A 23463-nucleotide genomic window follows, 5' to 3' on the forward strand; every position below is an offset into this window, starting at 1 on the left:
CATCTCCACAAGCATGGTTACTAATCCGTAGAATCCCAAAAAAGATCGTTAACTCTAGATCGGGGGATCGCTGGTTGGACCAGGAACCGCTGGGCTTCGATCCGACGACACCGAACGTCGCCCGGCTGTACGACTACTACCTCGGCGGGAAGGACCACTTCCCCGCCGACCGCGAGGCCGCCGAGAGGCTTCTCAGGGTGGCCCCGGAGGTGCGCGCCGCCGCCCGTGCCAATCGGGCGTTCCTGGGGCGAGCCGTGCGATTCCTCGCCGACTCCGGCATCACGCAGTTCCTCGACATCGGGACGGGTCTGCCCACGCAGGGCAACGTGCACGAGGTGGCGAGAGCCGTCGCGCCCGAGTCCCGCGTCGTCTACGTCGACCGCGACCCGGTGGTCCTGGTGCACGCGCGGGCCCTGCTGGCGGGGGACGAGCCCACGAGGGTGGTGCAGGGCGATCTCCGCAGACCAGAGGAAATCCTGAAAAATCCAGATTTACTGGATTTGATCGATTTCACTAAGCCCGTCGGGGTGCTGCTGGTGGCGATCATGCATTTCATCAGCAAGTCGGACGATCCACAGCGGATCGTGGCCACCCTGCGGGAGGCGATGGCGCCGGGCAGCTTCCTGGTCATGTCACACGGCACCAGCGACGCCCGTGCCGACGCCGTGCGCAAGAGCACGGAGGTCTACCGCACCTCCACGTCCCCGCTCAGCCTCCGCAGCCGACAGCAGGTGGAGGAGCTCTTCGAGGGCTTCGACCTGGTGGACCCCGGGGTGGTGTGGCTGCCGGAGTGGCGTCCCGACCAGGCCGACACGATCGACTTCGTCAACGGCCCGGAGTCGTCGCTCATCCTGTGCGGGGTGGCCGGGAAGAGCTGACATGAGGGGCGGGTGGGACACCCGCCCCTCATCAGCCTCTTGCCCCTACTTGATGGCGCTGAGAGCGCCCTCGTAGTCGGGCTCCTGGGTGATCTCGGGCACCAGCTCGGAGTAGATCACCTTGTTGTCGCCGTCGAGCACGATCACCGCGCGGGCGGCGAGCCCGGCCAGCGGCCCCGACTCCTGCGCCACGCCGTAGTCCGTCAGGAACTCGCGCCCCCGCATGAGCGACAGCATGGTCACGTTCTCGATGCCCTCGGCGCCGCAGAAGCGCTTCTGGGCGAACGGCAGGTCGGCCGAGACACACAGCACCTGGACGTCGGGGTAGTCGGCGGCCAGCTCGTTGAAGCGGCGCACGGAGGCCGCGCAGACGCCGGTGTCGACGCTCGGGAAGATGTTCAGCACCTTCTTGACGTCGCCGAAGTCGGCGAGCGTGGCCTCGGAAAGGTCGCCGCGGACCAGACGGAACGCGGGCACGTCATCGCCGGGCTTCGGGAAGGTGCCGCCGACGGTGATGGGGTTGCCCTTGAAAGTGACATCGGACATAAGAACCTCCTGGTTAACTGTGGTGCCCCGAGGTGGTGATCCTATCGGCGCGGGTTCCGCCCGAAGGGCGAGCCCCGCCCGGCGGCGAGCCCGCCCAACAGGAGCTCAACACATCCTCAACAGCGCCCTGCCTACCTTCCTCTCATCAGCCGAATCGCAGAGGGAGAAGGCAATGACCACCATCCGCAAGTCGCTGGCCGTCCTGACCGCCGTGGGCGCCGCCTCGCTCGGCCTGCTGGCCACCGCCCCCGCCCAGGCGAACGCCGACGCCGCGACGGCCAGTGGGAGGGTGCCGTCCTGCGTCCGCGTCTGGCAGGCGACGGGCACCATCAAGAAGACCGGCTACGCCTACAACGGGTGCGGCCGCCAGATGAACATGAAGATCGTCTGGGCGCACGGCGCCGACGGCCCCTGCGACACCGTGTACCCCGGGGCGACTCTCAGGCACCGGGTCCCCAGGGGGATCCGCACGTTCGACGGCGCGAAGACCTGCTGACCCCGCGTCCGGCCTCCCCGGCGAAAGGGAGGCCGGCGGTCGGGGAAGGTCAGACGTTGCGGCGGTACTGACCTCCGGCTTCGAACAGGGCCTCCGTGATCTGCCCCAGGGAGCAGACCCTGGCCGCGTCCATCAGCACCTCGAACGCGTTGCCGTCGGACATCGCGGTCTCGCGCAACCGGGCCAGTGCCACGGGGGCCTCGGCCCGGTTGCGCTCCTGGAAGGCGTGCAGGCGGTCGAGTTGCGACCGCTTCTCCTCTTCCGTCCCCCTGGCGAGCTCCAGCTTGTGCGGCTGGGGCTCGTCGCCGCGCGGGTTGCGGAAGGTGTTCACGCCGATGATCGGCAATGAGCCCTCGTGCTTGCGGGTCTCGTACAGCATCGACTCGTCCTGGATCCTGCCGCGCTGGTAGCCGGTCTCCATGGCGCCGAGCACGCCGCCTCGGTCCGACAGCCGCTCGAACTCCCGCAGCACCGCCTCTTCGACCAGGTCGGTCAGCTCGTCGATGATGAACGCGCCCTGGAGGGGGTTCTCGTTGCGGGCCAGGCCCCATTCCCTGTTGATGATGAGCTGGATCGCCATCGCCCTGCGCACCGAGTCGGGCGACGGGGTGGTCACGGCCTCGTCGAAGGCGTTGGTGTGCAGGCTGTTGCAGTTGTCGTAGATCGCGATCAGGGCCTGCAGGGTGGTGCGGATGTCGTTGAAGTTCATCTCCTGGGCGTGCAGCGACCTGCCGGACGTCTGGATGTGGTACTTCAGCTTCTGCGAGCGTTCCGCCGCGCCGTACCTCTCGCGCATCGCGACCGCCCAGATCCGCCGGGCCACCCGGCCGAGGACGCTGTACTCGGGGTCCATGCCGTTGGAGAAGAAGAACGACAGGTTGGGCGCGAAGTCGTCGATCCGCATCCCGCGCGCCAGATACGCCTCGACGTAGGTGAAGCCGTTGGCCAGGGTGAAGGCGAGCTGGCTGATGGGGTTCGCCCCGGCTTCGGCGATGTGGTAGCCGGAGATCGACACCGAGTAGAAGTTGCGCACGCGGTTCCGGATGAACCACTCCTGGATGTCGGCCATCATCCTGAGCGAGAACTCCGTGGAGAAGATGCAGGTGTTCTGGCCCTGGTCCTCCTTGAGGATGTCGGCCTGCACGGTGCCCCGCACGGTGGCGAGCGTCTGCTCCCGCAGCTCGCCGGCCTCGTCCTCGGACGGTTCGCGTCCCTGCAGCGCGCGGAACCTGTCGAGGGCCTGGTCGATGGCGGCGTTGAGGAAGAAGGCGAGGATGGTCGGGGCCGGGCCGTTGATCGTCATCGACACGGAGGTGTTGGGCGCCGACAGGTCGAAGCCGTCGTAGAGCGCCTTCATGTCGTCGAGCGTCGCGATGGACACTCCAGACGTACCGACTTTTCCGTAAATATCCGGCCGCAGGTCGGGGTCGTGACCGTACAGCGTCACCGAGTCGAACGCGGTGGACAGCCTGGTCGCCGGCTGGCCCTCCGACAGCAACTTGAAGCGCCTGTTGGTGCGGAACGGGTCGCCCTCCCCCGCGAACATCCTGGTGGGGTCCTCGTCGTCGCGCTTGAACGGGAACACCCCCGCCGTGAACGGGAAGGTGCCCGGCAGGTTCTCGCTCCGCAGGAACCGCAGCAGGTCGCCGTGGTCGGTGTGCCGGGGCAGCGCGACGCGCGGGATCCGGTTGCCCGACAGGGTCTCGCGCCACAGCGGCGTGTGGATCTCCCGGTCGCGCACCTTCACCACGAGCTCGTCGGCCGTGTACCGCTCCCTGACGGCCGGCCAGCCGTCGAGCAGCGCCCGGCTCTCGTCGCTCAGCTCGCCGTCGGCCCGCGCGGCCAGCTCGGCCAGCCTGGCGTCGTCGCCGTCCAGGAGGGAGCGGACGGCGGCGAGCTGCTGGCGGCGGCGCGCCACCTCGGCCTGGTCGAGCGTCTCGGCATGGTAGCCGCGGACGGTATCGGCGATCTCGGCGAGGTAGCGCACCCGCGCGGGCGGGACGATCGCGTCGGTCTCGTGCGAGGTGCGGCCCCGCACCACCGGCAGCAGCCCGGGCCCCGCCGGCATGCCCTTACCTGCCAGCAGCCCCTTGAGATGCTGGTAGAGCGCGGTTACCCCGGCGTCGCTGTAGCGGGAGGCGATCGTCCCGAACACCGGCATCTCGTCGGGCGACACGCCGAAGGCCCCGCGGTTCCTGACGAGCTGGCGGCGCACGTCGCGCAGGGCGTCCTCGGCGCCGCGCCGCTCGTACTTGTTGATCACGACGGCCTCGGCGAAGTCCAGCATGTCGATCTTCTCCAGCTGGGACGCGGCGCCGAACTCGGGCGTCATAACGTAGACGGGCACGTCCACGTGCGGCACGATGCCCGCGTCGCCCTGGCCGATGCCGGGGGTCTCGACGACGATCAGGTCGTATCCGGCTGCCCGGCAGGCGGCGAGCACGTCGTCGAGGCAGGCGGGCACCTCACGGGCGGCGCCCCTGGTGGCGAGCGAGCGGAAGTAGGTCTGGGGGCCCAGGCTGTTCATCCGGATCCGGTCGCCGAGCAGCGCGCCGCCGCCGCGCCTGCGGGTCGGGTCGATCGCGATGACCGCGATGCGCAGCTTGTCGTCGTTGTCCACCCGCAGTCTGCGCAGCAGCTCGTCGGTCAGCGACGACTTGCCCGAGCCGCCGGTGCCGGTGACGCCCAGCACGGGCGCGCGGGTGCCGCTCGCGGCCGCCGCGCGCAGGCCGTCGAGCAGGCCCTCGGGGGCGCGATCGGCCTCGATCAGGGTGATCGCCCTGGCGAGCGCCGCCTGGTCGCCCGAGGCGACGGCCTCGACCGAGGGAGAGCCGTCAAGCTCGACGTCGCACTCCTCGATCAGCTTGTTGATCATGCCGGGGAGTCCGAGGCGCTGGCCGTCCTCGGGCGAGAAGACCCGGGTGACGCCGCGCGAGTGCAGGAGGTCGATCTCGTCCTGGACGATGACGCCGCCGCCACCGCCGTAGACCTTGACGTGCCCTGCGCCGCGCTCGCGCAGCAGGTCGACCAGGTAGGAGAAGAACTCCACGTGCCCGCCCTGGTAGGAGCTGATCGCGACCCCCTGGACGTCTTCCTGGATGGCGGCGGTGACGATCTCCTCCACGGACCTGTTGTGCCCGAGATGGATCACCTCCGCCCCCTGGGTCTGAAGGATGCGCCGCATGATGTTGATCGCCGCGTCGTGGCCGTCGAACAGCGCAGCAGCGGTGACGAACCGGACGGGATGGATCGGGACGTGCACGATCACTCCTTCGTGAAAGGGCCTCACTCACGAAGATACTAGGACGTCCTACTAATTCCCAAGAGACGCGACATCACGCCTGTCCTCGTGCTCCCGCGGCTCGTACGGCCTGCGCCGCGTCCCGGCGGGCGGCCCGGCCTGCTTGGGGACGGTGGCCACCAGGACGGGACGGCCCATCGGCTCCGGGAGCTCCAGCTCGACCGGTTCCGCGGGCGGGCCGGATGGCGCGTTCCACGGCAGCGCGAACCCGCGGCGGACGCCGCGGCGGCGGCCCGCCAGCCGGAAGGAGACCACGACCGTGGTGAGGACCATCGCCGCGAGCAGCGCCTGCGGCGTGCCCAGGAAGTCCAGCGGAGAGCCCTGCGACTCCCGCGGCCCCACCCGGACGAACGGCTGCTCGGTCGAGCGGATCTCATCCACCGGGGCGTCGGGCTTGACCAGGCGCGGCAGGCCGTACCCGACGACCTTGTCCGTCTCGCGGGTCTTGCGCTTGAGCCAGACGCGGTCGACGTTGGCCTCGATCGTGTGGATCTTCTTACCCTCGACCCGCTCCACCACGCCGACGTGGTCGATGCCCTTGTAGCTCTTCCCGCCGCTCCAGTCGAAGAAGACCAGGGCCCCCGGCTCGGGCTTGCGCGACCAGGCGCCCTGCTTGATGAACCAGGCGGCGTGGGACGGGGTCCAGGCGAACTGGCCGACCTGGTGGGCCACGCCGGCCTTCTGCGCCGCCCACGCGATGAACATGTCGCACCACGGAGCGTTGCGATACTGCGCGTCCTGGACGCGATCCGCGTACCAGTGGCCGAACTTGGTGTACTGGCCGCCTTTCTCCCGGTAGCCGACTTCCCGGCGCACCTCTTTCAGCAGGGATTCCGCGATCGGGTCCAGGGTGACACCTCCCAGAAAACCGCCAGATCACGATGGACTGTAGTAGCGGCATCGCGTTCCCGCGCGGAACACCCAGAAAGTGTCGAGCTATGTACCGAAATTTCGGTTTTGTTGCTGGTGGGGCAGGTGAGGCTGACTACTATCGACGCTAGGAGCCGGCGCCGACCCGGTAGACCTGCGCCTCCCCGGCGCCCGGCGCGACCACGTCCGCCACGATGACGGTCACGTTGTCGGGAGAGCCTCCCTCGTTGGCCAGGTCGATCAGCCGCTGGACGGCCGCGCCCGGGTCTGCCACGGTGGTCAGGACCTCGTGCAGGACCTCGGGCCCGAGCACGGTCGTGAGCCCGTCGGAGCAGAGGAGGTAGCGATCATCAGGCTCGGCCTCGCGCAGCGCCATGTCCGGCTCGGCCCTGCCCTCGCTGCCCAGCACCCGGAGCACCATCGACCGCCGGGGATGAACGGCGGCCTGATCCTCCGTTATCCGCCCTTCGTCCACCATCGACTGCACAAGTGTGTGATCCTTGGTCATCTGGTAAAGAGCACCGTCGCGAAGCAGGTATCCGCGGGAGTCACCAAGATGAGCCAGGGCGAACCGGTAGCCGTCCCACAGCATGGCGGTCACCGTGGTTCCCATCCCTCTGCGGGCGGGGTCGATGTCGGCCAGCTCGACCAGCCTCCGCGCCGCCTCGTGCACGGCGCTCTCAAGGGCGGCCTCCAGGTCGGACCCCGACTCGGGAAGCGTGGCATCCAGCTCGCGCATGACGGCGATCGCGGCCGAGCTCGCCAGCTCTCCCGCCGCGTGCCCGCCCATCCCGTCGGCAACCACGAGCAGCCGGCCGCTCGCGTATCCAGAATCCTCGTTCTGCTCCCTGCGGCGCCCCACGTCTGAACCGGCGGCATAGCGGATGTTGTGCTTCATACCATGCAGTAAATCATTGGTTGAAAGACTTCACAAGCAGATGCGGTGAAGACTCTTGTGAACTACTGTGGGCTCCATGAGCCACGACCCGACCGTGAACGCCGGGGACATCGCCCGGCTCGCCGGTGTCGGGCGTGCCGCGGTGAGCAACTGGCGCCGCCGCCACGACGACTTCCCGCAACCCACCGGCGGCACCGCCAACCAACCGCTGTTCTCGCTGCGCCAGGTCGAAGCCTGGCTACGCCGCTATGGGAAGTCCTACCAGGTCTCGCTGGGAGATCGGGTGTGGCAACGCCTGAAAGCCGCGGGAGATTTGCGGCTGGGCGAGCTCGTGGCCCAGGCGGGAACGCTGCTGACCACGGGTGAGAGCCCGCTGGAGCCCGAGCTGGCCGCCCTCGTGTCGGAGCTGGCCGCGCAGCACGGGGCGCTCACCGCGTACGAGTTCCTCGTCGAGCGCTACCTGGAGGCGCACTCCCGGCAGCTCTCGGTCACCCGCGACGACGTCGCCGAGCTGATGGTCAGGCTGGTCGACGCCGGCGGCACCACGATCCTCGACCCCGCCTGCGGCGTCGGCACGCTGCTGCTCGCCCCGAAGGCGGCCAGGGTGCTCGGGCAGGACCTGAGCGAGACGTCCGCGTCGATCGCCGCCGCCAGGCTGCGCCTGCGCGGCGCCGAGGCGTCGGTGGTGGCGGGCGACTCGATGCGGCACGACGGGTTCGCGGGCGACAAAGCCGACGCGGTCGTCTGCGATCCGCCGTTCAACGAGCGGGCGTGGGGCTACGAGGAGCTGACCGGCGACCCGCGCTGGGAGTACGGCCTGCCGCCGCGCGGCGAGCCCGAGCTGGCCTGGGTGCAGCACTGCCTCACCCACGTCAGGCCGGGCGGCCTGGTGGCCGTGCTGATGCCTCCGGCCGCCGCCAGTCGCAGGGCGGGCAGGCGCATCAGGGCGAACCTGCTGCGGGCGGGCGCGCTGCGGGCCGTGGTGGCCCTGCCGGGGTCCGACCTGTGGCTGCTGCGCCGCCCGTCGGCGGGTGAGCGGCCGCCGTCCGAGGTGCTGATCCTCGACGCGACGGCCGACCTGTCGGCGGTCGAGCCCGCGTGGCGCGCCTACCTCGACGACCGCTCCGACCAGACCGTCCGCATCATCGACCTGCTCGCCGACGAGGTCGACATGACCCCGGCCCGCCACCAGCGCCGCGGCGACCTGGGCCGGGCGTTCACCGAGGCCCGCGACCGCTTCCTCGCGGCCGGCGCCACCCCGCCCGACCTCAGGGTCCTCGACGAGCCGCTCGACCAGCCGGTCACCACGGTCGGCGACCTGATCAAGGAGGGGCTGATCATCGCGTTGCAGGCGCCGGCGAAGATGGCGGCGCACGGCGGCGAACTGCCCGTCCTCACCGCCGACGACGTCGCCCACGGCACCCCGCCGTCCGGCCGCGCCACCGCCCAGCAGGGGCTGGTCCACGTACAGCCGGGCGACGTGGTGGCGTCCTACTCCAGCGTCCGGGTGCTGGCCGACGGCGGCTGCGTGCTCGGCCCGCACCTGACGCTCTACCGCGTCGACGCGCGCCGGCTCGACCCCGACTTCCTGGCGGGCTTCCTCAGGGCCGCGGGCAGCCGGGTGACCACCGGCTCCAGCCGGTTCGACGTGCGCCGCACCCGCCTGCCGCGGCTCTCGCTCAAGGAGCAGGAGCCGTACGGCGCGGCCTTCCGGCAGCTCGCGGTGCTGGAGGACGCGCTGCGCGAGATCTCCACCCTGGGCCAGACGCTGATCCGGCTGGGGCTCGACGGGCTGACCGACGGCCACCTGCACCCGCCTGCTCATGGCCTCACTCCGTAAGGCGGGCTCGGTCGTTGGGAGCCGTCGCCTTCCCTCGTCGCTCTGGTCGCTACGCTCCCGACGCTCCTCAGTCCAGGCGACGGCACTCCCTCGCCTGACGGTGTAGTTTTTTCCCGATGGACGGCGGGAGGGGCTAATGGTCATCGGCGACCGCTATGAGCTCGACGACCTCCCTCTCGGGCAGGGCGGCATGGGCGCGGTCTACGCCGGGCACGACAGGCACCTCGAACGCCGGGTGGCGGTGAAGCTGCTCAGGCTGCCGAGCGGGCCCGACCAGGAGCTGGAGCGCCGCTTCATCCGCGAGGCGCGCATCCTGGCCAGGCTGGAGCATCCGGGCGCGCCGGTGCTGTACGACTTCGGCACCCACGAGCAGCGGCTCTACCAGGTCATGCAGTTCATCGAGGGCGTCACCGTCGCCGACCTGGTCATCGAGCACGGCCCGCTGCCGGTGTCCTGGGCGGCCGCCATCGCGGCCCAGGCGTGCGCGGTGCTGTCGGCGGCGCACGCGCTGTCGATCTGCCATCGCGACCTCAAGCCGACCAACCTCATGCTCTGCCCCGACGGCAGCGTGAAGGTGCTCGACTTCGGCCTGGCGCTGCTGCGCGACGCGGACGTCACCACGTTCACCCGGATCGGCCAGATCCTGGGCACGCCCGCGTACATGGCGCCCGAGCAGATCCAGCGCGGTGTCGCCGAGCCGCGCAGCGACCTGTACGCGCTGGGCTGCGTCCTGCACGAGATGCTCACCGGGCAGCAGCTCTTCACCGGCCCGACCGACTACGTGGTCTTCGAGAAGCAGGTCAAGGAGCGTCCGCCGACCATCCCCGGCCTGCCACCCGAGCTGGCCAGGCTGCTGGCGGAGCTGCTGGAGAAGGAGCCGGCCGCCCGTCCGGCCGACGCCGACGAGCTGTACGCGCGGCTGGAGCCGTTCGCGGTGGCCCTGCCGATGCTGCCGGGTTTCCTGGCCAGGTCGCCGAGCCCGGGGCGGATGTACGCCCGGATGGTCGGCCGCGTGCTGAGCGGCTGAACACGCTCTCTCCGTAGCCCGGATCGTTACCCAACCACCGTTGACAGCTCGGCGTGATGGCCATGACTCTTGCGAGAGAGCGCTCTCTCAACCACCCCCCAGGCACGAACCCAGGAGGGTTCCATGACCCCTCGCGTCCGACGGCTCGCCCTGCCCCTGCTCACCGCGTCCCTGCTCGCCCTGACGACGGCGGCCTGCGGGGGCGGCGGCGGTACCGGCACCGGGACCGCCGCGAAGCCGGGAGAGAAGATCAAGCTCACCATCGGCCTCTTCGGCGACTTCGGCTTCAAGCCGCTCTACGAGGAGTACAAGAAGACCCACCCCGACATCGAGGTCGTCGAGCAGGTCACGCAGTTCAACGACCACCACAACAACCTGATCAAGCGGCTGGCGACGAACGCGGGGGCGGCTGACATCGAGGCGGTCGAGGTCGGCTACATCAGCACGTTCACCGCCCAGCCCGCCAAGTTCTACGACCTGAAGCAGTTCGGGCTGGAGAAACGGCAGGGCGACTACCTCGACTGGAAGTGGCAGCAGGGCGTGAGCAAGAGCGGCGGGCAGCTGCTGGGGCTCGGCACCGACGTGGGCGGCCTGGCCATGTGCTACCGCAAGGACCTGTTCAAGAAGGCCGGGCTGCCGACCGACAGGACCGAGGTCGCGGGCCTCTGGCCGACCTGGGAGCAGTACATCGGGACCGGCAGGAAGTTCGCCGCCGCCAACGTCGCAGGGGCCAAGTTCGTGGACAGCCCCGGTGAGATCTTCCGCGCGATGGTGAACCAGGCTCCGCTCGGGCTGTACGACGCACAGGACAAGATCATCGTCGACACCAACCCGGACGTGAAAAAAGCCTGGGACCTGTCCAACCAGCTCACCCAGGGCGGCCTGACCGCCAAGCTCGCGGCCTTCTCCCCGCCGTGGAACACCGGTTTCGCCAAGGGCTCGTTCGCCACGATCATCTGCCCGGCCTGGATGACCGGCTTCATCCAGGAGCAGGCCAAGGACTCGGCCGGCAAGTGGGACATCGCCACCGTGCCCGGCGGTTCCGGCAACAGCGGCGGCTCGCACCTGATGCTTCCAAAGCAGGGCAAGCACCCCAAGGAAGCCGCCGAGCTGATCGACTTCCTCACCTCCAAGGACAACCAGGCGAAGGTCTTCAAGGAGGAGGGGACGTTCCCGTCGATCCCGTCGCTCTACGACGACCCGTCGATCCAGAACTTCACCAAGCCGTTCTTCGGTGACGCCCCGATCGGCAAGATCTACTCCGAGGCGGCCAAGGCGCTGAAGCCGCAGCACCTCGGGCCGAAGGAGGCGGACGTCCGCGTCGTCATCGGCGACGGGCTCGGCCGGGTGGAGCAGGGCAAGCAGACGCCCGACCAGGCCTGGGCCCAGGTGCTCGAGGACGTCAAGAAGATCAAATGAGCAGCCTTCCCCTGGCGGCGCCGAGCCGGCGCCGGCGGAGCGTGCGGCACACCCTCGACGTGAGGGTGTCGCCGTACGCCTACGTGGCCCCCTTCTTCCTGCTGTTCTGCGCGTTCGGCCTGTTCCCCCTCGCCTACACGGCCTGGGTGAGCCTGCACGACTGGACGCTGCTGTCCGAGGAGCACACCTTCGTCGGCCTGGACAACTTCGCGACGCTGCTGGGTGACGGGTACTTCTGGAACGCGACGTTCAACACGCTGTCGATCGGCGTGCTCTCGACGGTGCCGCAGTTGCTGCTGGCCATCTGGCTGGCGCACCTGCTGAACCGGCGGCTGCGCTGGCAGACGCTGTTCCGGATCTCACTGCTGCTGCCCAACGTGACCAGCGTGGTGGCGGTCGTGGTGATCTTCAGCCAGCTCTTCGGACGCGACTTCGGGCTGATCAACTGGGTGCTCTCGTGGTTCGGGGTCGGGAAGATCGAGTGGGCCGCGGGCACCGCGACCTCGCACATCGCCCTCTCGACCATGATCATGTGGCGCTGGACCGGCTACAACGCGCTGATCTTCCTGGCGGCGATGCAGGCCGTCCCGCGCGAGCTGTACGAGGCGGCCACCATCGACGGCGCGTCGAGCTTCACCCAGCTCCGCCGGATCACGATCCCGATGATCCGGCCGACGATCATCTTCGTGGTCATCGTGTCCACGATCGGCGCCATGCAGATCATCGCCGAGCCGCTGCTGTTCGGCATGAGCAGCGGCAGCGGGGGCGGCGCGGTCAGCGGCGGGCCCGACCGGCAGTTCCAGACGCTGGCGCTGTTCGTCTACGAGCAGGGCTTCACCAAGTTCGACTTCGGCTACGCCTCGGCCGCGTCCTGGTTGATGTTCCTGGTCGTGGTGGTGATCGCGACGGTCAACTACCTGCTGACGCGCCGGATGAGGGGTGGGCTGGCATGAGGCTGCGCTACCTCACCCTGACCGCGGTGGCCTTCTTCTCGGCGTTCCCGCTGTACTACAGCGTGGTCGTGGCCTCCAGGCACAACTCGGCGCTGGCCGAGGTGCCGCCGCCGCTGTGGCCGGGCGGGAACTTCTTCGCCAACGTGTCCCGGGTCTTCGACACCGTGCCGTTCGGGCTGGCGTTGCTGAACTCGGTCGTCGTGGCGGGGTCGATCTCGTTCGCGGTGATGTTCTTCTCGACGCTGGCGGGCTTCGCCTTCGCCAAGCTGGCGTTCAGGGGCAGGAACATCATGTTGCTGATCACGGTCGGGACCATGATGGTGCCGACCCAGCTCGGGATCATCCCGCTCTACCTGCTCATGGTGAAGCTGGAGTGGACCGGCACGGACTACGCGCTCATCGTGCCCGCGCTGGTCAACGCGTTCGGCGTGTTCTTCATGACGCAGTACCTGTCCAGGGCGCTGCCGACCGAGCTGCTGGAGGCCGGGCGGGTCGACGGGTGCACGACGTGGGGGCTGTTCTGGCACGTCGTGCTGCCGGCCGCGCGGCCCGCGGCGGCGGTGCTCGGCATGCTCACGTTCATGTCGGCCTGGAACGACTACTTCTGGCCGCTGGTCGTCCTCACTCCGGAGAACCCGACGGTGCAGGTGGCCCTGTCGTCGCTGGCGAGCGGCTACGTCAACGACTACGTCCTGGGTCTGACCGGGACGGCGGTGGGCACCCTGCCGCTCGTCCTCGTCTTCGCCCTGTTCGGCAAGCAGATCATCGGCGGAATCATGCAAGGAGCTGTAAAAGGATGATTTTCCCGGAAGGCTTTGTCTGGGGTGCCGCGACGGCTTCCTACCAGATCGAGGGGGCGGCCAAGGAGGACGGGCGGGGCCAGTCCATCTGGGACACCTTCTCCCATACCCCCGGGAAGGTGGCCGGCGGCGACACCGGGGACGTGGCCTGCGACCACTACCACCGCCACGCCGACGACGTCGGTCTCATGCGCGAGCTGGGGCTCGCGGCCTACAGGTTCTCGGTGGCCTGGCCGCGCATGCTGCCCGAGGGTCAGGGCCGGGTCAACCCCAAGGGCCTCGCCTTCTACGACAAGCTGGTGGACGAACTCCTAAACGCCGAAATTTCGCCGTACGTCACGCTTTATCACTGGGATCTCCCCCAAGCTCTGGAGGACCGCGGCGGCTGGACGTCCCGCGACACCGCCTACCGCTTCGCCGAGTACGCCCAGATCGTCCACGAGCGGCTCGGCGACCGGGTGAGCCACTGGACCACGCTGAACGAGCCGTGGGTCGCGGCCTACCTCGGCTACGGCAACGGCGTGCACGCGCCCGGCCGCCGCGACCCCGCCGCCGCCATGCGCGCCGCCCACCACCTGCTGCTGGGCCACGGCCTGGCGGCGCGGGCGCTGCGCGAAGCGGGCGCGCGGAGTCTCATGCTGGTCGTGAACTCCGCCCCGGTGCTCACCCCCGCCCAGGTCAACGATCCGGAGGCGGCGCCGGGCGAGGCGGACGCCGCCGCCGCCCACCGCATCCACGCGTTGCTGACCAGGCAGTTCCTCGATCCAGCCGTGCACGGGAGCTATCCGGCGGAGGTCCTGGACGCCGCCGCGCGCAACGGCGGCCTCGGCCACGTCCAGGACGGCGACCTGGAACTGATCAACGCCCCGATCGACCAGATCGGGATCAACTACTACAACCCCTGCGTGGTGGAGGCGAGCCCGGGCGAGCCCGCCGACGCCGCCTGGCCCGGCTCCGAGGGGGTCAGGTTCGCCGGCGCCGACGCGCCGACCACCGCGATGGGCTGGCCGATCGTGCCTGACGGCCTGTCGAGGCTGCTGGCGCGGCTCTCGCGCGACTACCCGCGGGTCGGGCTCATGGTCACCGAGAACGGCGCCGCCTTCGACGACGTCGTCGAGGACGGCCGCGTCCGCGACCGGGACCGGGTCGCCTACCTGCGCGGCCACCTGCGCGAGGTGCACCGGGCCATCGAGGCGGGCGCCGACCTGCGCGGCTACCTGGTGTGGTCGCTGCTGGACAACTTCGAGTGGGCGGAGGGCTACCGCCGCCGGTTCGGCATCGTGCACGTGGACTATCCGACCCAGACCAGGACGCCGAAAGACAGCGCGCTGTGGTACCGCGACGTCATCGGGAGGAACCGGCTGTGAGGCCAAAACGGTCTTCTGTGAGGATTGGGGCCCGCTAGTGCTCGCTCGTCCCGGAGTCTCCCACCGTGTCACGTGGTACGAAGATCGTCGCATCCCTGCTCACCGCCGCCGTCCTCCCAGGTTGTTCGGCCCTGCTCCCCCACCCGGCGCCGCCGTCGGCGGCCCCCTCGTCGGCCCACTCGTCGGCGCCTTCCCCGACGACCTCGACGGCGGGGCCCGCCATCGACGCGGCGGGCGCGCAACGGCAGCTGGAAACCTACGTCGACCTGAACAACAAGGCCAACAAGGCCAGGGACGGCGAGCAGCTGAAGGCCTACGAGGCGGGTTCCAGCCTGCCCATCGACCAGGCGTCCTACCGGTCCAGCAAGATCCTCTACCCGAAGCAGCGCTCCTACACGCCCTTCGGGTACACCGACGCCACCTTCCACACCCCGGCGGGCCAGCCGTGGTTCGCGGCCGACGTGGTCTCCACGAACCTCGTCACGAAGAAGCCGAGCAAGGTACGGACCCTGCTGCTCTTCCGCAAGGGCGAGGACGGCTGGCGGCAGGTGTACTCGCCCTACACCCTGGAGGCCAAGCCGTTCCCCGGCCTGGCCAAGGACGGCTCGGGCCAGGCTGTCGCGCGCTCCCTCACCGACGGGACCGGCCTGCTCAGCTCCCCGGCCGAGTTCGTCAAGCTGTACGCCAGGCAGCTCGCCGGAAAGACCCCCACCGAGCAGCAGCGCCTGTTCGCCGACGACGCGTGGGTCAAGGACGCGGTCGCCGAGCGGGTCAGGATGAGTCAGTACGCCAAGGTCAGCACCACGGTGCGGCCGGCGCCCGACTACCCCTCCTACGCCCTGCGCACCGCCGCCGGCGGCGCGCTGGTGCTGAGCACGCTGTCCAGGACGGTCCGCTTCGACGTGAAGCCGGGCATGAACGTCTTCCACTCCAAGGAGGGCCTGCTGAAGGGCAAGTTCTACCGCTTCATGCAGCGCAGGGAGCTGATCCAGATCGTGGCCCACATCCCCGCCAAGAGCGCGCAGAACGGAAAGTTCCGGCTGGTTGCCGCGTACGGCGGAATCGTGGAAGGGTCTGGCCGCTGAACCAGCCGGCAGGTGCCATCATTCCTCTCGTGGCCTTGTACTCCCTGTGCTCCCCGCAGTGCCGGATCCCGGCATGAGGCGTCCCACGCTGGAGGCGGTCGCCGCCCGCGCCGGGGTCTCGCGCGCGACCGCGTCCCGCGTCGTCAACGGGCAGGCGACGGTGGCGCCCGGGATCCGCGACGCCGTGCTGCGCGCCATCGACGAGCTGGGGTACGTGCCCAACCCGGCGGCGCGCAGCCTCGTCACCCAGCGCACCGACTCCGTGGCCCTGGTCGTCTCCGAGCCGCCGACCAGGGTCTTCTCCGAGGACCCGCTGTTCTCCACGGTGATCCGCTCGGCGAGCCTGGAGCTGGAGGCGGTCAACAAGCAGGTCGTGCTGATGCTGGCGTCCTCGGCCAAGAGCCACGCGCGGGTGGAGCGCTACATCGCGGGCGGGCACGTCGACGGGGTCATGCTGATCTCCATGCACGGCGCCGACCCGCTGCCCGCCGCCCTGTCGCGGCTGCGCGTCCCCGTCGTCTCGTACGGCAGGCCGGCCGTGCCCGTCGAGATCCCGTTCGTCGACAACGACAACGTGGGCGGGGCCGAGACGGCGGTCCGCCACCTGGTGGAGTCGGGCAGGCGCAGGATCGCCACGATCGCCGGCCCGCAGGACATGATCGCCGGCCAGGACCGCCTCGCCGGCTACCGCAACGTCCTGCGCGACTCCGACCGCCGCTCGATCGTCGCGGTCGGCGACTTCACCAGGGAGTCGGGAGCGGTGGCGATGCGCCAGCTGCTGGGCGACGACCCGGCGCTCGACGCCGTCTTCGTGGCCAACGACCTGATGGCGGTGGGCGCGCTGCAGTCGCTCAGGCAGGCGGGCCGGACGGTTCCGGGCGACGTCGCGGTGGTCGGCTTCGACGACATCGAGGCGGCGCAGTACACCGAGCCGCCGCTGACCACGGTCCGCCACCCGGTGGCCGAGCAGGCGGCGGCGATGGTCCGCCTGCTGCTCGGCCTGTTCGTCGGCGGCCCCGCCGCCCCGGTCATCCTGCCCACGGAGCTGGTCGTCCGCGAGTCCGCCTGACCGGCCCGCGGCTCAGCCAAGCCGCCGCACGCGCCTGACCGGCCCGCGGCTCACCCGGAGCCCGCACCCGCCGGACGGGCCAGCGGGTCAGCTTCCGGGCTCCTGGGTGCCGGCGGGGGCCTGTTTCGGCTGCCAGGGGAGGCGGCCCTCCAGCTCCACCTGGAGCGAGAAGCTGAGGAACGTCCGGACCGCCACGATGACGGCCAGCACTCCCACGCTCTGGAAGGTGGGCGAGACCGCCACGGTCCTGATGATGTCGGCCGCCACCAGGAGTTCCAGCCCGAGGAGGATCGCCCGGCCCACGTCCTGCCGGAACAGCCGGTAGGAGTCGCCCACGCGCCACACCCTGACGTAACGGACGACGAACGCGACGGTGGCGATGGCGGTGCCCGCGGCGATCACGAGCACTCCCGCGAAGTCCAGCACCTCGCCGATGCGTTCGATGATCTCCTTCATCCGTCCGCCACACCTCCACTCGTCTCCTTCCTGCCCGCGGGCGGGGTCGCGAAGACGCGGAGCTGGAGGGCGAGCGTGCCGTAGTAGCCGACCAGCGTGGTCAGCTCGACCAGGACGCCGGGCTCCAGCTGCGCGTACTCCTCGTCGTTCAGCTCGCCGCGGGTGACCAGCGCCCGCGCCACCCGCAGCACCGCCGCCTCCTCGGGGTCGTCGAGGTGCAGCGGCGCGCCGGTGCGCAGGGCGTGGAGCTGGGCGTCCGTGAGGCCGAGGCCGCGGGCGATCGGCTCGTGGACCCCCTGCTCGAACGCGCTGTCCTGGTGGCCCGCCACCACCAGGATGGCGATCTCCCTGGCCCGGTCGCCCAGCCGGGAGCGGTAGCGGATCGCCGCGCCGAGCTCCTGCAACGCCTCACCCACCGGCGGGCTGAGCAGCATCGCGTTGAAGGGGCCGATGAGCGCGCCCTGGCCGTCGAGCATCGACCTGCCGCGCGGGCCGGCGATGATCTTCTCGTACAGGGCCAGGGCGTCCGCGTCGAGCCGGTCCGGCGGCAGCGGTGGGAGGCGGTTCACTCGAGCGATGTTAGCCAGACGGTCGTGTCGGGCGGCAGGTCTCCGTCCGCCATGGGGCCGCTGGCGAGGACGGTCCGGCCCGGCGGGAGCGGGATCGGTCCGGGGCCCAGGTTGGTCACGCAGATCAGGCCCGACGAGCGGATGAAGGCCAGGACACCGTCGCCGAGCGGCAGCCAGCTGAGCGAGCCGTCGCCGAGCAGTTCCCGGCGCAGGCGCAGCCCGGTGCGGTAGAGGTTCAGCATCGAGCCGAGGTCGGCCTGCTGCGCCTCGGCCGTGAGCTTGCGCCAGCTCTCCGGCTGCGGCAGCCACGGGTGCGGCCCGCCGAAGCCGAACGGCGGCTCCTCGCCCGCCCAGGGAAGGGGGACGCGGCAGCCGTCCCTGCCCGGGTTGGCGCCCTGCGACCTGGCGTACATCGGGTCCTGGCGGAGCTCGTCCGGGAGGTCCTCGACCTCGGGAAGGCCCAGTTCCTCGCCCTGGTAGACGTACAGGGAGCCCGGCAGGGCCATCGCCAGCAGCGCCGCCGCCCGCGCCCGGCGGTAGCCGAGCTCCAGGTCGGAGGGCGCGCCGTGCAGGCGGCCTCCGTGGGCGAAGGCGGTGTCGGCCCTGCCGTACCTGGTGACGGGGCGGGTGACGTCGTGGTTCGACAGCACCCACGTCGGCGGGGCCCCGACGGGGGCGTGCGTGGTGAGCGTCAGGTCGATGACCCTGCGCAGCTCCGCCGGGTCCCAGGGGCAGGAGAGGAAGTCGAAGTTGAAGGCCGTGTGCAGCTCGTCCGGACGCAGGTAGCGGGTGAAGCGCTCCTGGTCGGGGAGCCAGACCTCGCCGATGAGGATGCGGTCGCCGTACTCGTCGGCGATCCGTCGCCAGCGGCGGTAGACGTCGTGGACCTCGTCCAGATCCTCGTAGGCGGTCGCGGACTTGAACAGCAGAGCCGCCGAGTCGATGCGGACGCCGTCGACGCCCTTGTCGAACCAGAAGCGCAGCACGTCCTCGAACTCCTGGTGGACCTCCTCGTTGGCCCAGTTGAAGTCGGGCTGCTCCGGGGCGAACAGGTGGAGGTACCACTGGCCGTCGGGAACCTGGGTCCAGGCGGGGCCGCCGAAGATCGACTGCCAGTCGTTCGGCTCGTCCCTGAACCAGAAGCGGTCTCTCGCCGTCCTGTCGGTGAGCGCGCGCCGGAACCAGGCGCTGGCCGTGGAGCTGTGGTTCGGCACCACGTCGATGATGACCTTGATGTCCAGCTCGTGCGCCTCCGCGATGAATTTCTCCGCCTCGGCCAGGGTGCCGAACACGGGCTCGATGTCGCGGTAGTCGGCCACGTCGTAGCCGCCGTCGGCCATCGGCGACGGGTACCACGGGTTCAGCCAGATGGCGTCGATGCCCAGGTCTTTCAGGTACGGCAGGCGCGCGCGCAGCCCGGCGAGGTCGCCGACGCCGTCGCCGTTGCCGTCGGCGAAGCTGCGCAGGTAGACCTGGTAGATCGCGGCCCCCCGCCACCACGTGTGGGACATGCTCACCCCTTGATGCTTCCGGCGGTGAGGCCCGCCATGATGTGCCGTTGGAAGATGAAGAAGACGATGATCGTCGGGATGCTCGCGATCACCAGGCCGCCCATGATGGCGTTCTGGGTGACCGCTCCCGCCGTCTGCGACAGGCCCACGCTGATCGTCATCTTGTCGCTCTCGGACATGACCAGCAGCGGCAGGACGAAGTCCCTGAAGGCGTTGACGATGGTGAAGATGGAGACCACGCCGAGGATCGGCCTGGAGACCGGCAGCACCACCGACCAGAGCACGCGCAGCGCTCCCGCGCCGTCGATCTGGGCGGCCTCGACCAGCTCTCTCGGGATGGAGTCGAAGAAGCGCTTGAGCAGGAAGATGTTGAACCCGTTCGCCGCCGCCGGGAACCACAGGCCCCACGGGTTGTTCAGCAGGTTCAGGTCCACGATCGTGACGTAGGTCGGGATCAGCACCACCATCGGCGGGATCATCAGCGTGGCCAGCATCGCGCCCAGCACCACGTTGCCGAACAGCGGCCTGAGCTTCGACAGCGCGTACGCCGCGGCGACGTCCACGGCCATCGAGAACAGCCAGCCGCCCACCGCGTAGTAAGCGGTGTTGCGCAGCAGCAGCCCGATGTCGAACAGGTCCCACGCCTCGACGAACGCGTCGAGTGTCGGGTGGGCCGGGAAGAGTGACGGCGGCATCTGGGCGATCTCCTCGCCCGTCTTCATGGCGCCGGTGATCATCCAGTAGAGCGGGAAGACGAAGACCAGCGTGAAGCCCACCACGACCGTGACCAGCACGCTCCAGTAGATCCGCCGCCCCCACCTGCTGTTGAGCTGGTGCGGGGAGACGATCGTGCGGAACTGCACCTCGATCGGCTTCGGTCTGCGTCTCTCGCGTCTCCGCCCGGTGACGGCGCGCGCGCCGACGGAGATCATGCCTTGTCCTCTCGGGTCAGCCGGAGCTGGAAGGCGGCGAAGAGGAGCAGCACGATCATGAGCATCATGCCGAGCGCGCCGCCCGCGCCGTAGTTCTGGTAGGTGAACGCGTACTGGAACATCAGGTAGGCGACGGTGACCGTGGCGTTCTCCGGGCCGCCGCCCGTGAGCATGTACGGCTCGATGAACACCTGCATGGTCGCCACGATCTGCAGCATCAGCATGAGCAGCAGGATCAGCCGCGTCTGCGGGATGGTGACGTGCCTGATCCGCTTGAGGATGCCGGCTCCGTCCAGCTCGGCGGCCTCGTACAGCTCCGGCGGGATGTTCTGCAGGGCGGCGAGGTAGATCAACGTGGCGCTGCCCATGTTCATCCAGGTCGAGACGATGATCAGGGAGATCAGCGCGGTGGCCGAGGAGTCCAGCCAGGCCAGGGCGGGCAGGTGGAAGAAGCCCAGGATCTGGTTGAACAGCCCGGGGCCCGGGTCGAAGAACCACCTGAACATCAGCACCGCCACGATCGGCGGCAGCATGACCGGCAGGTAGACCACGAACCGCAGGTAGGCGCGGGCGTGGCGGAGCTCGTTGAGCACGAGCGCGACGCCGAACGGCACGGCGTAGCCGCACACCAGCGCGAGGAAGGTGAACTCCACGGTGCTCAGCCAGGCCTGGCCGAACGCCGGGTCCTGGCTGACCGCGCGGAAGTTGTCCAGCCCCACCCAGGTGGGCGGGTCGATCAGGTTGGTCTTCTGGAAGCTCAGGATGAACTCCCTGGCCATCGGATACCAGGCGAACACCGCGAAGCAGGCGAGTGCCGCGCACAGGAACCCGTAGGCCGTCAGGTTGCGTCTCAGGACACCCATGCGGGTCAGCCCTTGGCGGCCAGCATGGCGTCGGCCTTGGCTGCCGCGTCGGAGAGCAGCTGGTCGAGGTCGGCGTCCTGACGGCTCAGCACGCCGGACATGGCCACGTCGAGGATGGCGTACAGCTCCTGCGCGTGCGCGGGCTCGGCCTTCGGCGGGATGGTCGCGGCGGCCTGCACGTACGGCTCGTAGTTCTGCACCGGCAGCGAGGCGTTCGTCACCCGGTCCTGCTGGATGGCCTTGCCAGTGGGCGAATCGCCGTAGACGGCGTTGTCGGGGACGCCGACGGGGTTGCCGATGGCCTTGCCCCTGGCGAAGTCGAAGCGTCCCTTGCCCACGGTGTTGAAGCGGAAGTCGACCCACTCCAGGCCCGCCTTGGCCTCCTGCGGGGTGGCCTTCGGGTTGATCATGAAGGCTTCACCGCCGCTCAGGGACGCCTTGGCCTCGGGGAAGCCGGTGATGCCGTAGTCGGCGACGTTGCCCTTGAACTTGTTGACCACGTCGGTGACCACGTCGGGCGCGCCGAGCATCATGCCGACCTTGCCGCCGCCCATCGCCATCATCAGCGACTCCCAGCCGACCAGGAGCTTGTTGCCCATGCTGTTGTCGACCCAGCGCATGTCGTGCAGGTTCTGCAGGACGGCCTTGCCCTCGGGCGAGTTGAACGCGGCCTTCTTGCCGTCGTCGGTGAGGATGCTGCCGCCCCGGCCGTAGATGGCCTGGGTGAAGTGCCAGCCTCCGGTGTTGCCGCCGGAGTACTCGCCGTAGCCGACGTAGCCGGGGCCGAGCCCGGCGATCTTCTTGGCCGCGTCGCGGATCTCGGCCCAGGTCTTGGGGGGCGCGTCGGGGTCCAGGCCGGCCTGGGTGAACAGCTTGCGGTTGTAGACGAGGCCCACGCCGTAGTGGACGTTGGGGACCCCGTAAACCTTGCCGTCCTTGGTGACCAGTTCACGCACGTCGGGACGCAGGTCGTTCCAGTTCTTGACCTCGCCGGTGTACTGCGTGATGTCCAGCGCCTGGCGCTGCCCGATGACGTCGGCGTAGTTGGTCACGGGCACCACGAAGACGGTCTCCATCTGGCCGCCCGCCAGTTTCGGCCCGAACGTCTTGGGGTCGAAGCAGGGCTGCTGGTCCGTGCTCTTGACCGTCACGCCGGGGTGGGCCTTCATGAACGTGGCCACGTCGTCGTCCCAGGCCTGGCGCTCCTTCGGCGCGGACTTGGCGGGCTGGCAGGCCACGGTGATCGTCACCGGTGCGGCGCCGCCCGCCGTGGGCTTGGCCGGCTCGCTCGAACCACAGGCGGTGGCGGAGAGCCCGAGCACGGTGACGATCAACAGCCCTGTGGATCTTCTCTGCATGGGTCTGACCCTTCTGATGCGAGGTGCCCACACCATAGGATCGCCGACCGAACACTGCAATATTTCGACGGACTATTGCAAGATAACGACTGCATTACGCCCGAGCGCGGGCAGTAGACGCCCTGACCACCAACTCCGGCTCGAACAGCAACTCGTCGGCGGGCACCACGGCCTTGTCGATCTGCGCGACGAGCAGGTCGACGGCCGCCCTGCCCATCGCGTCGATCGGCTGGCGGACCGTGGTCAGCGGCGGCTCCGTGCAGTTCATCAGCGCGGAGTCGTCGAAGCCGATGACCGACACGTCGGCGGGCACCGACAGCCCGGCGCGGCGGGCGGCCCTGATCGTGCCGAGCGCGAGCAGGTCGCTGGCGCAGATCACCCCCGTCACCCCCCGCCTGACCAGCCTGGCCGCCGCCGCGTGCCCGCCCTCCAGGGAGAACATGGTGTGCTCGACCAGGGCGGGGTCGCCGCCCTGCGCTTGGAACGTCTCCAGCTTGCGCCGCGAGGGCATGTGGTCCTTCGGCCCGAGCACCATGCCGACGCGCTCGTGGCCGAGGGCGCGCAGGTGGGCGAGCGCCATCTCGGCGGCCACCACGTCGTCGCACGACACCTGCGGGAAGTCGAGGTGCTCGACCGCCGCGTTCACCAGGACCGTCGGCAGCTTGCGCTCGTGAAGCAGTTCGTAGTGCCCGTGGCCGGCGTCGGCCTGCGCGTACAGGCCGCCCGCGAAGACCACGCCGCTGACCTGCTGCTGCAGCAGCAGGTCCACGTAGTCGGCCTCGGAGACCCCGCCGACCGTGCGGGTACACAGGACGGAGGTGAACCCCTGCTGCGCGAGGGCGCCGCCGACGACCTCGGCGAACGCCGGGAAGATCGGGTTCTGCAGCTCGGGCAGCACCAGCCCCACGAGCCTGGCCCTGTCGCCGCGCAACTGGGTGGGCCGCTCGTAACCGAGCACGTCGAGCGCGGTCAGGACGGCTTCGCGGGTGGCTTCCGACACCCCGGGCTTGCCGTTGAGCACGCGGCTCACGGTCGCCTCGCTCACCCCGACCTTCTTGGCCACCTCTGCGAGTCGTCGTGTCATGCGCAAACTATACGGCTGTCCGCGCAAACGCTTGCAACCGCTTACGCCGATCAGACGTCGCCACTTGCGCAGGTCTGTGGCAGATTAGTCGCCTCTTGCCCCACTCTGACCAGCCGAAAAGCCCTTCACGCTCCGCTGCTC

21 protein-coding genes are annotated in these 23463 nt (G+C 69.7%); 10 read left to right on the plus strand and 11 right to left on the minus strand.

The features are described 5' to 3' along the window. The first annotated feature begins 74 nt into the window (after nucleotides 1-74). Nucleotides 75-878 (plus strand): SAM-dependent methyltransferase, encoded by an 804-nt coding sequence (locus tag ABT294_RS02195; protein ID WP_350802908.1) that lies wholly within the window; start codon nucleotides 75-77, stop codon nucleotides 876-878. 45 nt (nucleotides 879-923) lie between these two features. Here the strand turns inward: ABT294_RS02195 and tpx are convergent, their stop codons facing one another. Next, nucleotides 924-1424: a thiol peroxidase gene (tpx, locus tag ABT294_RS02200; RefSeq protein ID WP_350802909.1), complete on the minus strand. Its 501-nt coding sequence runs from the start codon at nucleotides 1422-1424 to the stop codon at nucleotides 924-926. Nucleotides 1425-1596: 172 nt separating this feature from the next. On the opposite strand from tpx, the gene ABT294_RS02205 reads away from it, so the two are divergent. After that, nucleotides 1597-1920 carry an alpha-amylase inhibitor gene (locus tag ABT294_RS02205; RefSeq protein WP_350802911.1) on the plus strand — a complete coding sequence of 108 codons (324 nt, stop codon included), beginning with the start codon at nucleotides 1597-1599 and terminating at the stop codon, nucleotides 1918-1920. A 49-nt stretch (nucleotides 1921-1969) separates the two neighbouring features. Here ABT294_RS02205 and icmF read toward each other — a convergent pair whose 3' ends face one another. The 3 genes from icmF to ABT294_RS02220 all read right to left on the minus strand — a co-directional run bounded on the left by icmF (nucleotide 1970) and on the right by ABT294_RS02220 (nucleotide 6989). Next, complete coding sequence (gene icmF / locus ABT294_RS02210) at nucleotides 1970-5182, minus strand: fused isobutyryl-CoA mutase/GTPase IcmF (RefSeq protein WP_350802912.1); 3213 nt, start codon at nucleotides 5180-5182, stop codon at nucleotides 1970-1972. A 51-nt stretch (nucleotides 5183-5233) separates the two neighbouring features. After that, nucleotides 5234-6037 carry a CHAP domain-containing protein gene (locus tag ABT294_RS02215; RefSeq protein WP_350802913.1) on the minus strand — a complete coding sequence of 268 codons (804 nt, stop codon included), beginning with the start codon at nucleotides 6035-6037 and terminating at the stop codon, nucleotides 5234-5236. Between the two features lie 181 nt (nucleotides 6038-6218). Continuing rightward, nucleotides 6219-6989 (minus strand): PP2C family protein-serine/threonine phosphatase, encoded by a 771-nt coding sequence (locus tag ABT294_RS02220; protein ID WP_350802915.1) that lies wholly within the window; start codon nucleotides 6987-6989, stop codon nucleotides 6219-6221. Nucleotides 6990-7065: 76 nt separating this feature from the next. On the opposite strand from ABT294_RS02220, the gene ABT294_RS02225 reads away from it, so the two are divergent. The 8 genes from ABT294_RS02225 (at nucleotide 7066) to ABT294_RS02260 (ending at nucleotide 16549) form a co-directional block, all read left to right on the plus strand. Next, a complete protein-coding gene (locus ABT294_RS02225; protein WP_350802917.1) occupies nucleotides 7066-8829 on the plus strand; it encodes an N-6 DNA methylase in 1764 nt (587 codons plus the stop codon). 136 nt (nucleotides 8830-8965) lie between these two features. After that, nucleotides 8966-9856, plus strand: a complete 891-nt coding sequence (locus ABT294_RS02230; RefSeq protein ID WP_350802918.1) for a serine/threonine-protein kinase — start codon at nucleotides 8966-8968, stop codon at nucleotides 9854-9856. Between the two features lie 123 nt (nucleotides 9857-9979). Further along, nucleotides 9980-11275 (plus strand): ABC transporter substrate-binding protein, encoded by a 1296-nt coding sequence (locus ABT294_RS02235; RefSeq protein WP_350802920.1) that lies wholly within the window; start codon nucleotides 9980-9982, stop codon nucleotides 11273-11275. Continuing rightward, the gene (locus tag ABT294_RS02240) at nucleotides 11272-12228 is read left to right on the plus strand and encodes a carbohydrate ABC transporter permease (protein WP_350802921.1); all 957 of its coding nucleotides are present in this window, start codon (nucleotides 11272-11274) and stop codon (nucleotides 12226-12228) included. The genes ABT294_RS02235 and ABT294_RS02240 overlap by 4 nt, the downstream gene beginning before the upstream one ends. After that, nucleotides 12225-13028 (plus strand): carbohydrate ABC transporter permease, encoded by an 804-nt coding sequence (locus ABT294_RS02245; protein WP_350802922.1) that lies wholly within the window; start codon nucleotides 12225-12227, stop codon nucleotides 13026-13028. The genes ABT294_RS02240 and ABT294_RS02245 overlap by 4 nt, the downstream gene beginning before the upstream one ends. Continuing rightward, complete coding sequence (locus ABT294_RS02250; protein WP_350802923.1) at nucleotides 13025-14395, plus strand: GH1 family beta-glucosidase; 1371 nt, start codon at nucleotides 13025-13027, stop codon at nucleotides 14393-14395. The genes ABT294_RS02245 and ABT294_RS02250 overlap by 4 nt, the downstream gene beginning before the upstream one ends. Nucleotides 14396-14460: 65 nt before the next feature. After that, nucleotides 14461-15480, plus strand: a complete 1020-nt coding sequence (locus ABT294_RS02255) for a DUF8094 domain-containing protein (protein WP_350802925.1) — start codon at nucleotides 14461-14463, stop codon at nucleotides 15478-15480. A 73-nt stretch (nucleotides 15481-15553) separates the two neighbouring features. Further along, nucleotides 15554-16549 carry a LacI family DNA-binding transcriptional regulator gene (locus ABT294_RS02260; RefSeq protein ID WP_350802926.1) on the plus strand — a complete coding sequence of 332 codons (996 nt, stop codon included), beginning with the start codon at nucleotides 15554-15556 and terminating at the stop codon, nucleotides 16547-16549. Between the two features lie 87 nt (nucleotides 16550-16636). Here the strand turns inward: ABT294_RS02260 and ABT294_RS02265 are convergent, their stop codons facing one another. The 7 genes from ABT294_RS02265 to ABT294_RS02295 form a co-directional block, all read right to left on the minus strand. Continuing rightward, a complete protein-coding gene (locus ABT294_RS02265; protein WP_350802928.1) occupies nucleotides 16637-17005 on the minus strand; it encodes a DUF1622 domain-containing protein in 369 nt (122 codons plus the stop codon). After that, on the minus strand, nucleotides 17002-17574 hold the full coding sequence (locus tag ABT294_RS02270) for a carboxymuconolactone decarboxylase family protein (RefSeq protein ID WP_350802930.1): 573 nt from the start codon (nucleotides 17572-17574) through the stop codon (nucleotides 17002-17004). The genes ABT294_RS02265 and ABT294_RS02270 overlap by 4 nt, the downstream gene beginning before the upstream one ends. Continuing rightward, the gene (locus ABT294_RS02275) at nucleotides 17571-19085 is read right to left on the minus strand and encodes a glycoside hydrolase family 13 protein (RefSeq protein WP_350802931.1); all 1515 of its coding nucleotides are present in this window, start codon (nucleotides 19083-19085) and stop codon (nucleotides 17571-17573) included. Before ABT294_RS02275 ends, ABT294_RS02270 begins: the two co-directional genes overlap by 4 nt. A 2-nt stretch (nucleotides 19086-19087) precedes the next feature. Next, entirely contained in the window at nucleotides 19088-20017 is a 930-nt protein-coding gene (locus ABT294_RS02280; protein ID WP_350802932.1) for a carbohydrate ABC transporter permease, read from the minus strand. Then, complete coding sequence (locus ABT294_RS02285; protein ID WP_350802933.1) at nucleotides 20014-20880, minus strand: carbohydrate ABC transporter permease; 867 nt, start codon at nucleotides 20878-20880, stop codon at nucleotides 20014-20016. Before ABT294_RS02285 ends, ABT294_RS02280 begins: the two co-directional genes overlap by 4 nt. 5 nt (nucleotides 20881-20885) lie before the next feature. Next, nucleotides 20886-22238 (minus strand): ABC transporter substrate-binding protein, encoded by a 1353-nt coding sequence (locus ABT294_RS02290; RefSeq protein ID WP_350802935.1) that lies wholly within the window; start codon nucleotides 22236-22238, stop codon nucleotides 20886-20888. A gap of 94 nt (nucleotides 22239-22332) precedes the next feature. Further along, on the minus strand, nucleotides 22333-23322 hold the full coding sequence (locus ABT294_RS02295; RefSeq protein ID WP_350802936.1) for a LacI family DNA-binding transcriptional regulator: 990 nt from the start codon (nucleotides 23320-23322) through the stop codon (nucleotides 22333-22335). Nucleotides 23323-23463: the final 141 nt, after the last annotated feature.

Origin of the sequence: Nonomuraea sp. NPDC000554, from assembly GCF_040300065.1 — a bacterium.
In the GTDB taxonomy this organism is placed as follows: domain Bacteria; phylum Actinomycetota; class Actinomycetes; order Streptosporangiales; family Streptosporangiaceae; genus Nonomuraea.

Excerpts from the sequence above, each read along its gene's own strand:
- tpx (WP_350802909.1), bottom strand. The coding sequence starts at position 1,424 with ATGTCCGATGTCACTTTCAAGGGCAACCCCATCACCGTCGGCGGCACC.
- ABT294_RS02205 (WP_350802911.1), top strand. The coding sequence starts at position 1,597 with ATGACCACCATCCGCAAGTCGCTGGCCGTCCTGACCGCCGTGGGCGCC.
- ABT294_RS02220 (WP_350802915.1), bottom strand. The coding sequence starts at position 6,989 with ATGAAGCACAACATCCGCTATGCCGCCGGTTCAGACGTGGGGCGCCGC.
- ABT294_RS02225 (WP_350802917.1), top strand. The coding sequence starts at position 7,066 with ATGAGCCACGACCCGACCGTGAACGCCGGGGACATCGCCCGGCTCGCC.
- ABT294_RS02230 (WP_350802918.1), top strand. The coding sequence starts at position 8,966 with ATGGTCATCGGCGACCGCTATGAGCTCGACGACCTCCCTCTCGGGCAG.
- ABT294_RS02235 (WP_350802920.1), top strand. The coding sequence starts at position 9,980 with ATGACCCCTCGCGTCCGACGGCTCGCCCTGCCCCTGCTCACCGCGTCC.
- ABT294_RS02240 (WP_350802921.1), top strand. The coding sequence starts at position 11,272 with ATGAGCAGCCTTCCCCTGGCGGCGCCGAGCCGGCGCCGGCGGAGCGTG.
- ABT294_RS02245 (WP_350802922.1), top strand. The coding sequence starts at position 12,225 with ATGAGGCTGCGCTACCTCACCCTGACCGCGGTGGCCTTCTTCTCGGCG.
- ABT294_RS02250 (WP_350802923.1), top strand. The coding sequence starts at position 13,025 with ATGATTTTCCCGGAAGGCTTTGTCTGGGGTGCCGCGACGGCTTCCTAC.
- ABT294_RS02260 (WP_350802926.1), top strand. The coding sequence starts at position 15,554 with ATGAGGCGTCCCACGCTGGAGGCGGTCGCCGCCCGCGCCGGGGTCTCG.
- ABT294_RS02265 (WP_350802928.1), bottom strand. The coding sequence starts at position 17,005 with ATGAAGGAGATCATCGAACGCATCGGCGAGGTGCTGGACTTCGCGGGA.
- ABT294_RS02275 (WP_350802931.1), bottom strand. The coding sequence starts at position 19,085 with ATGTCCCACACGTGGTGGCGGGGGGCCGCGATCTACCAGGTCTACCTG.
- ABT294_RS02280 (WP_350802932.1), bottom strand. The coding sequence starts at position 20,017 with ATGATCTCCGTCGGCGCGCGCGCCGTCACCGGGCGGAGACGCGAGAGA.
- ABT294_RS02285 (WP_350802933.1), bottom strand. The coding sequence starts at position 20,880 with ATGGGTGTCCTGAGACGCAACCTGACGGCCTACGGGTTCCTGTGCGCG.
- ABT294_RS02290 (WP_350802935.1), bottom strand. The coding sequence starts at position 22,238 with ATGCAGAGAAGATCCACAGGGCTGTTGATCGTCACCGTGCTCGGGCTC.
- ABT294_RS02295 (WP_350802936.1), bottom strand. The coding sequence starts at position 23,322 with ATGACACGACGACTCGCAGAGGTGGCCAAGAAGGTCGGGGTGAGCGAG.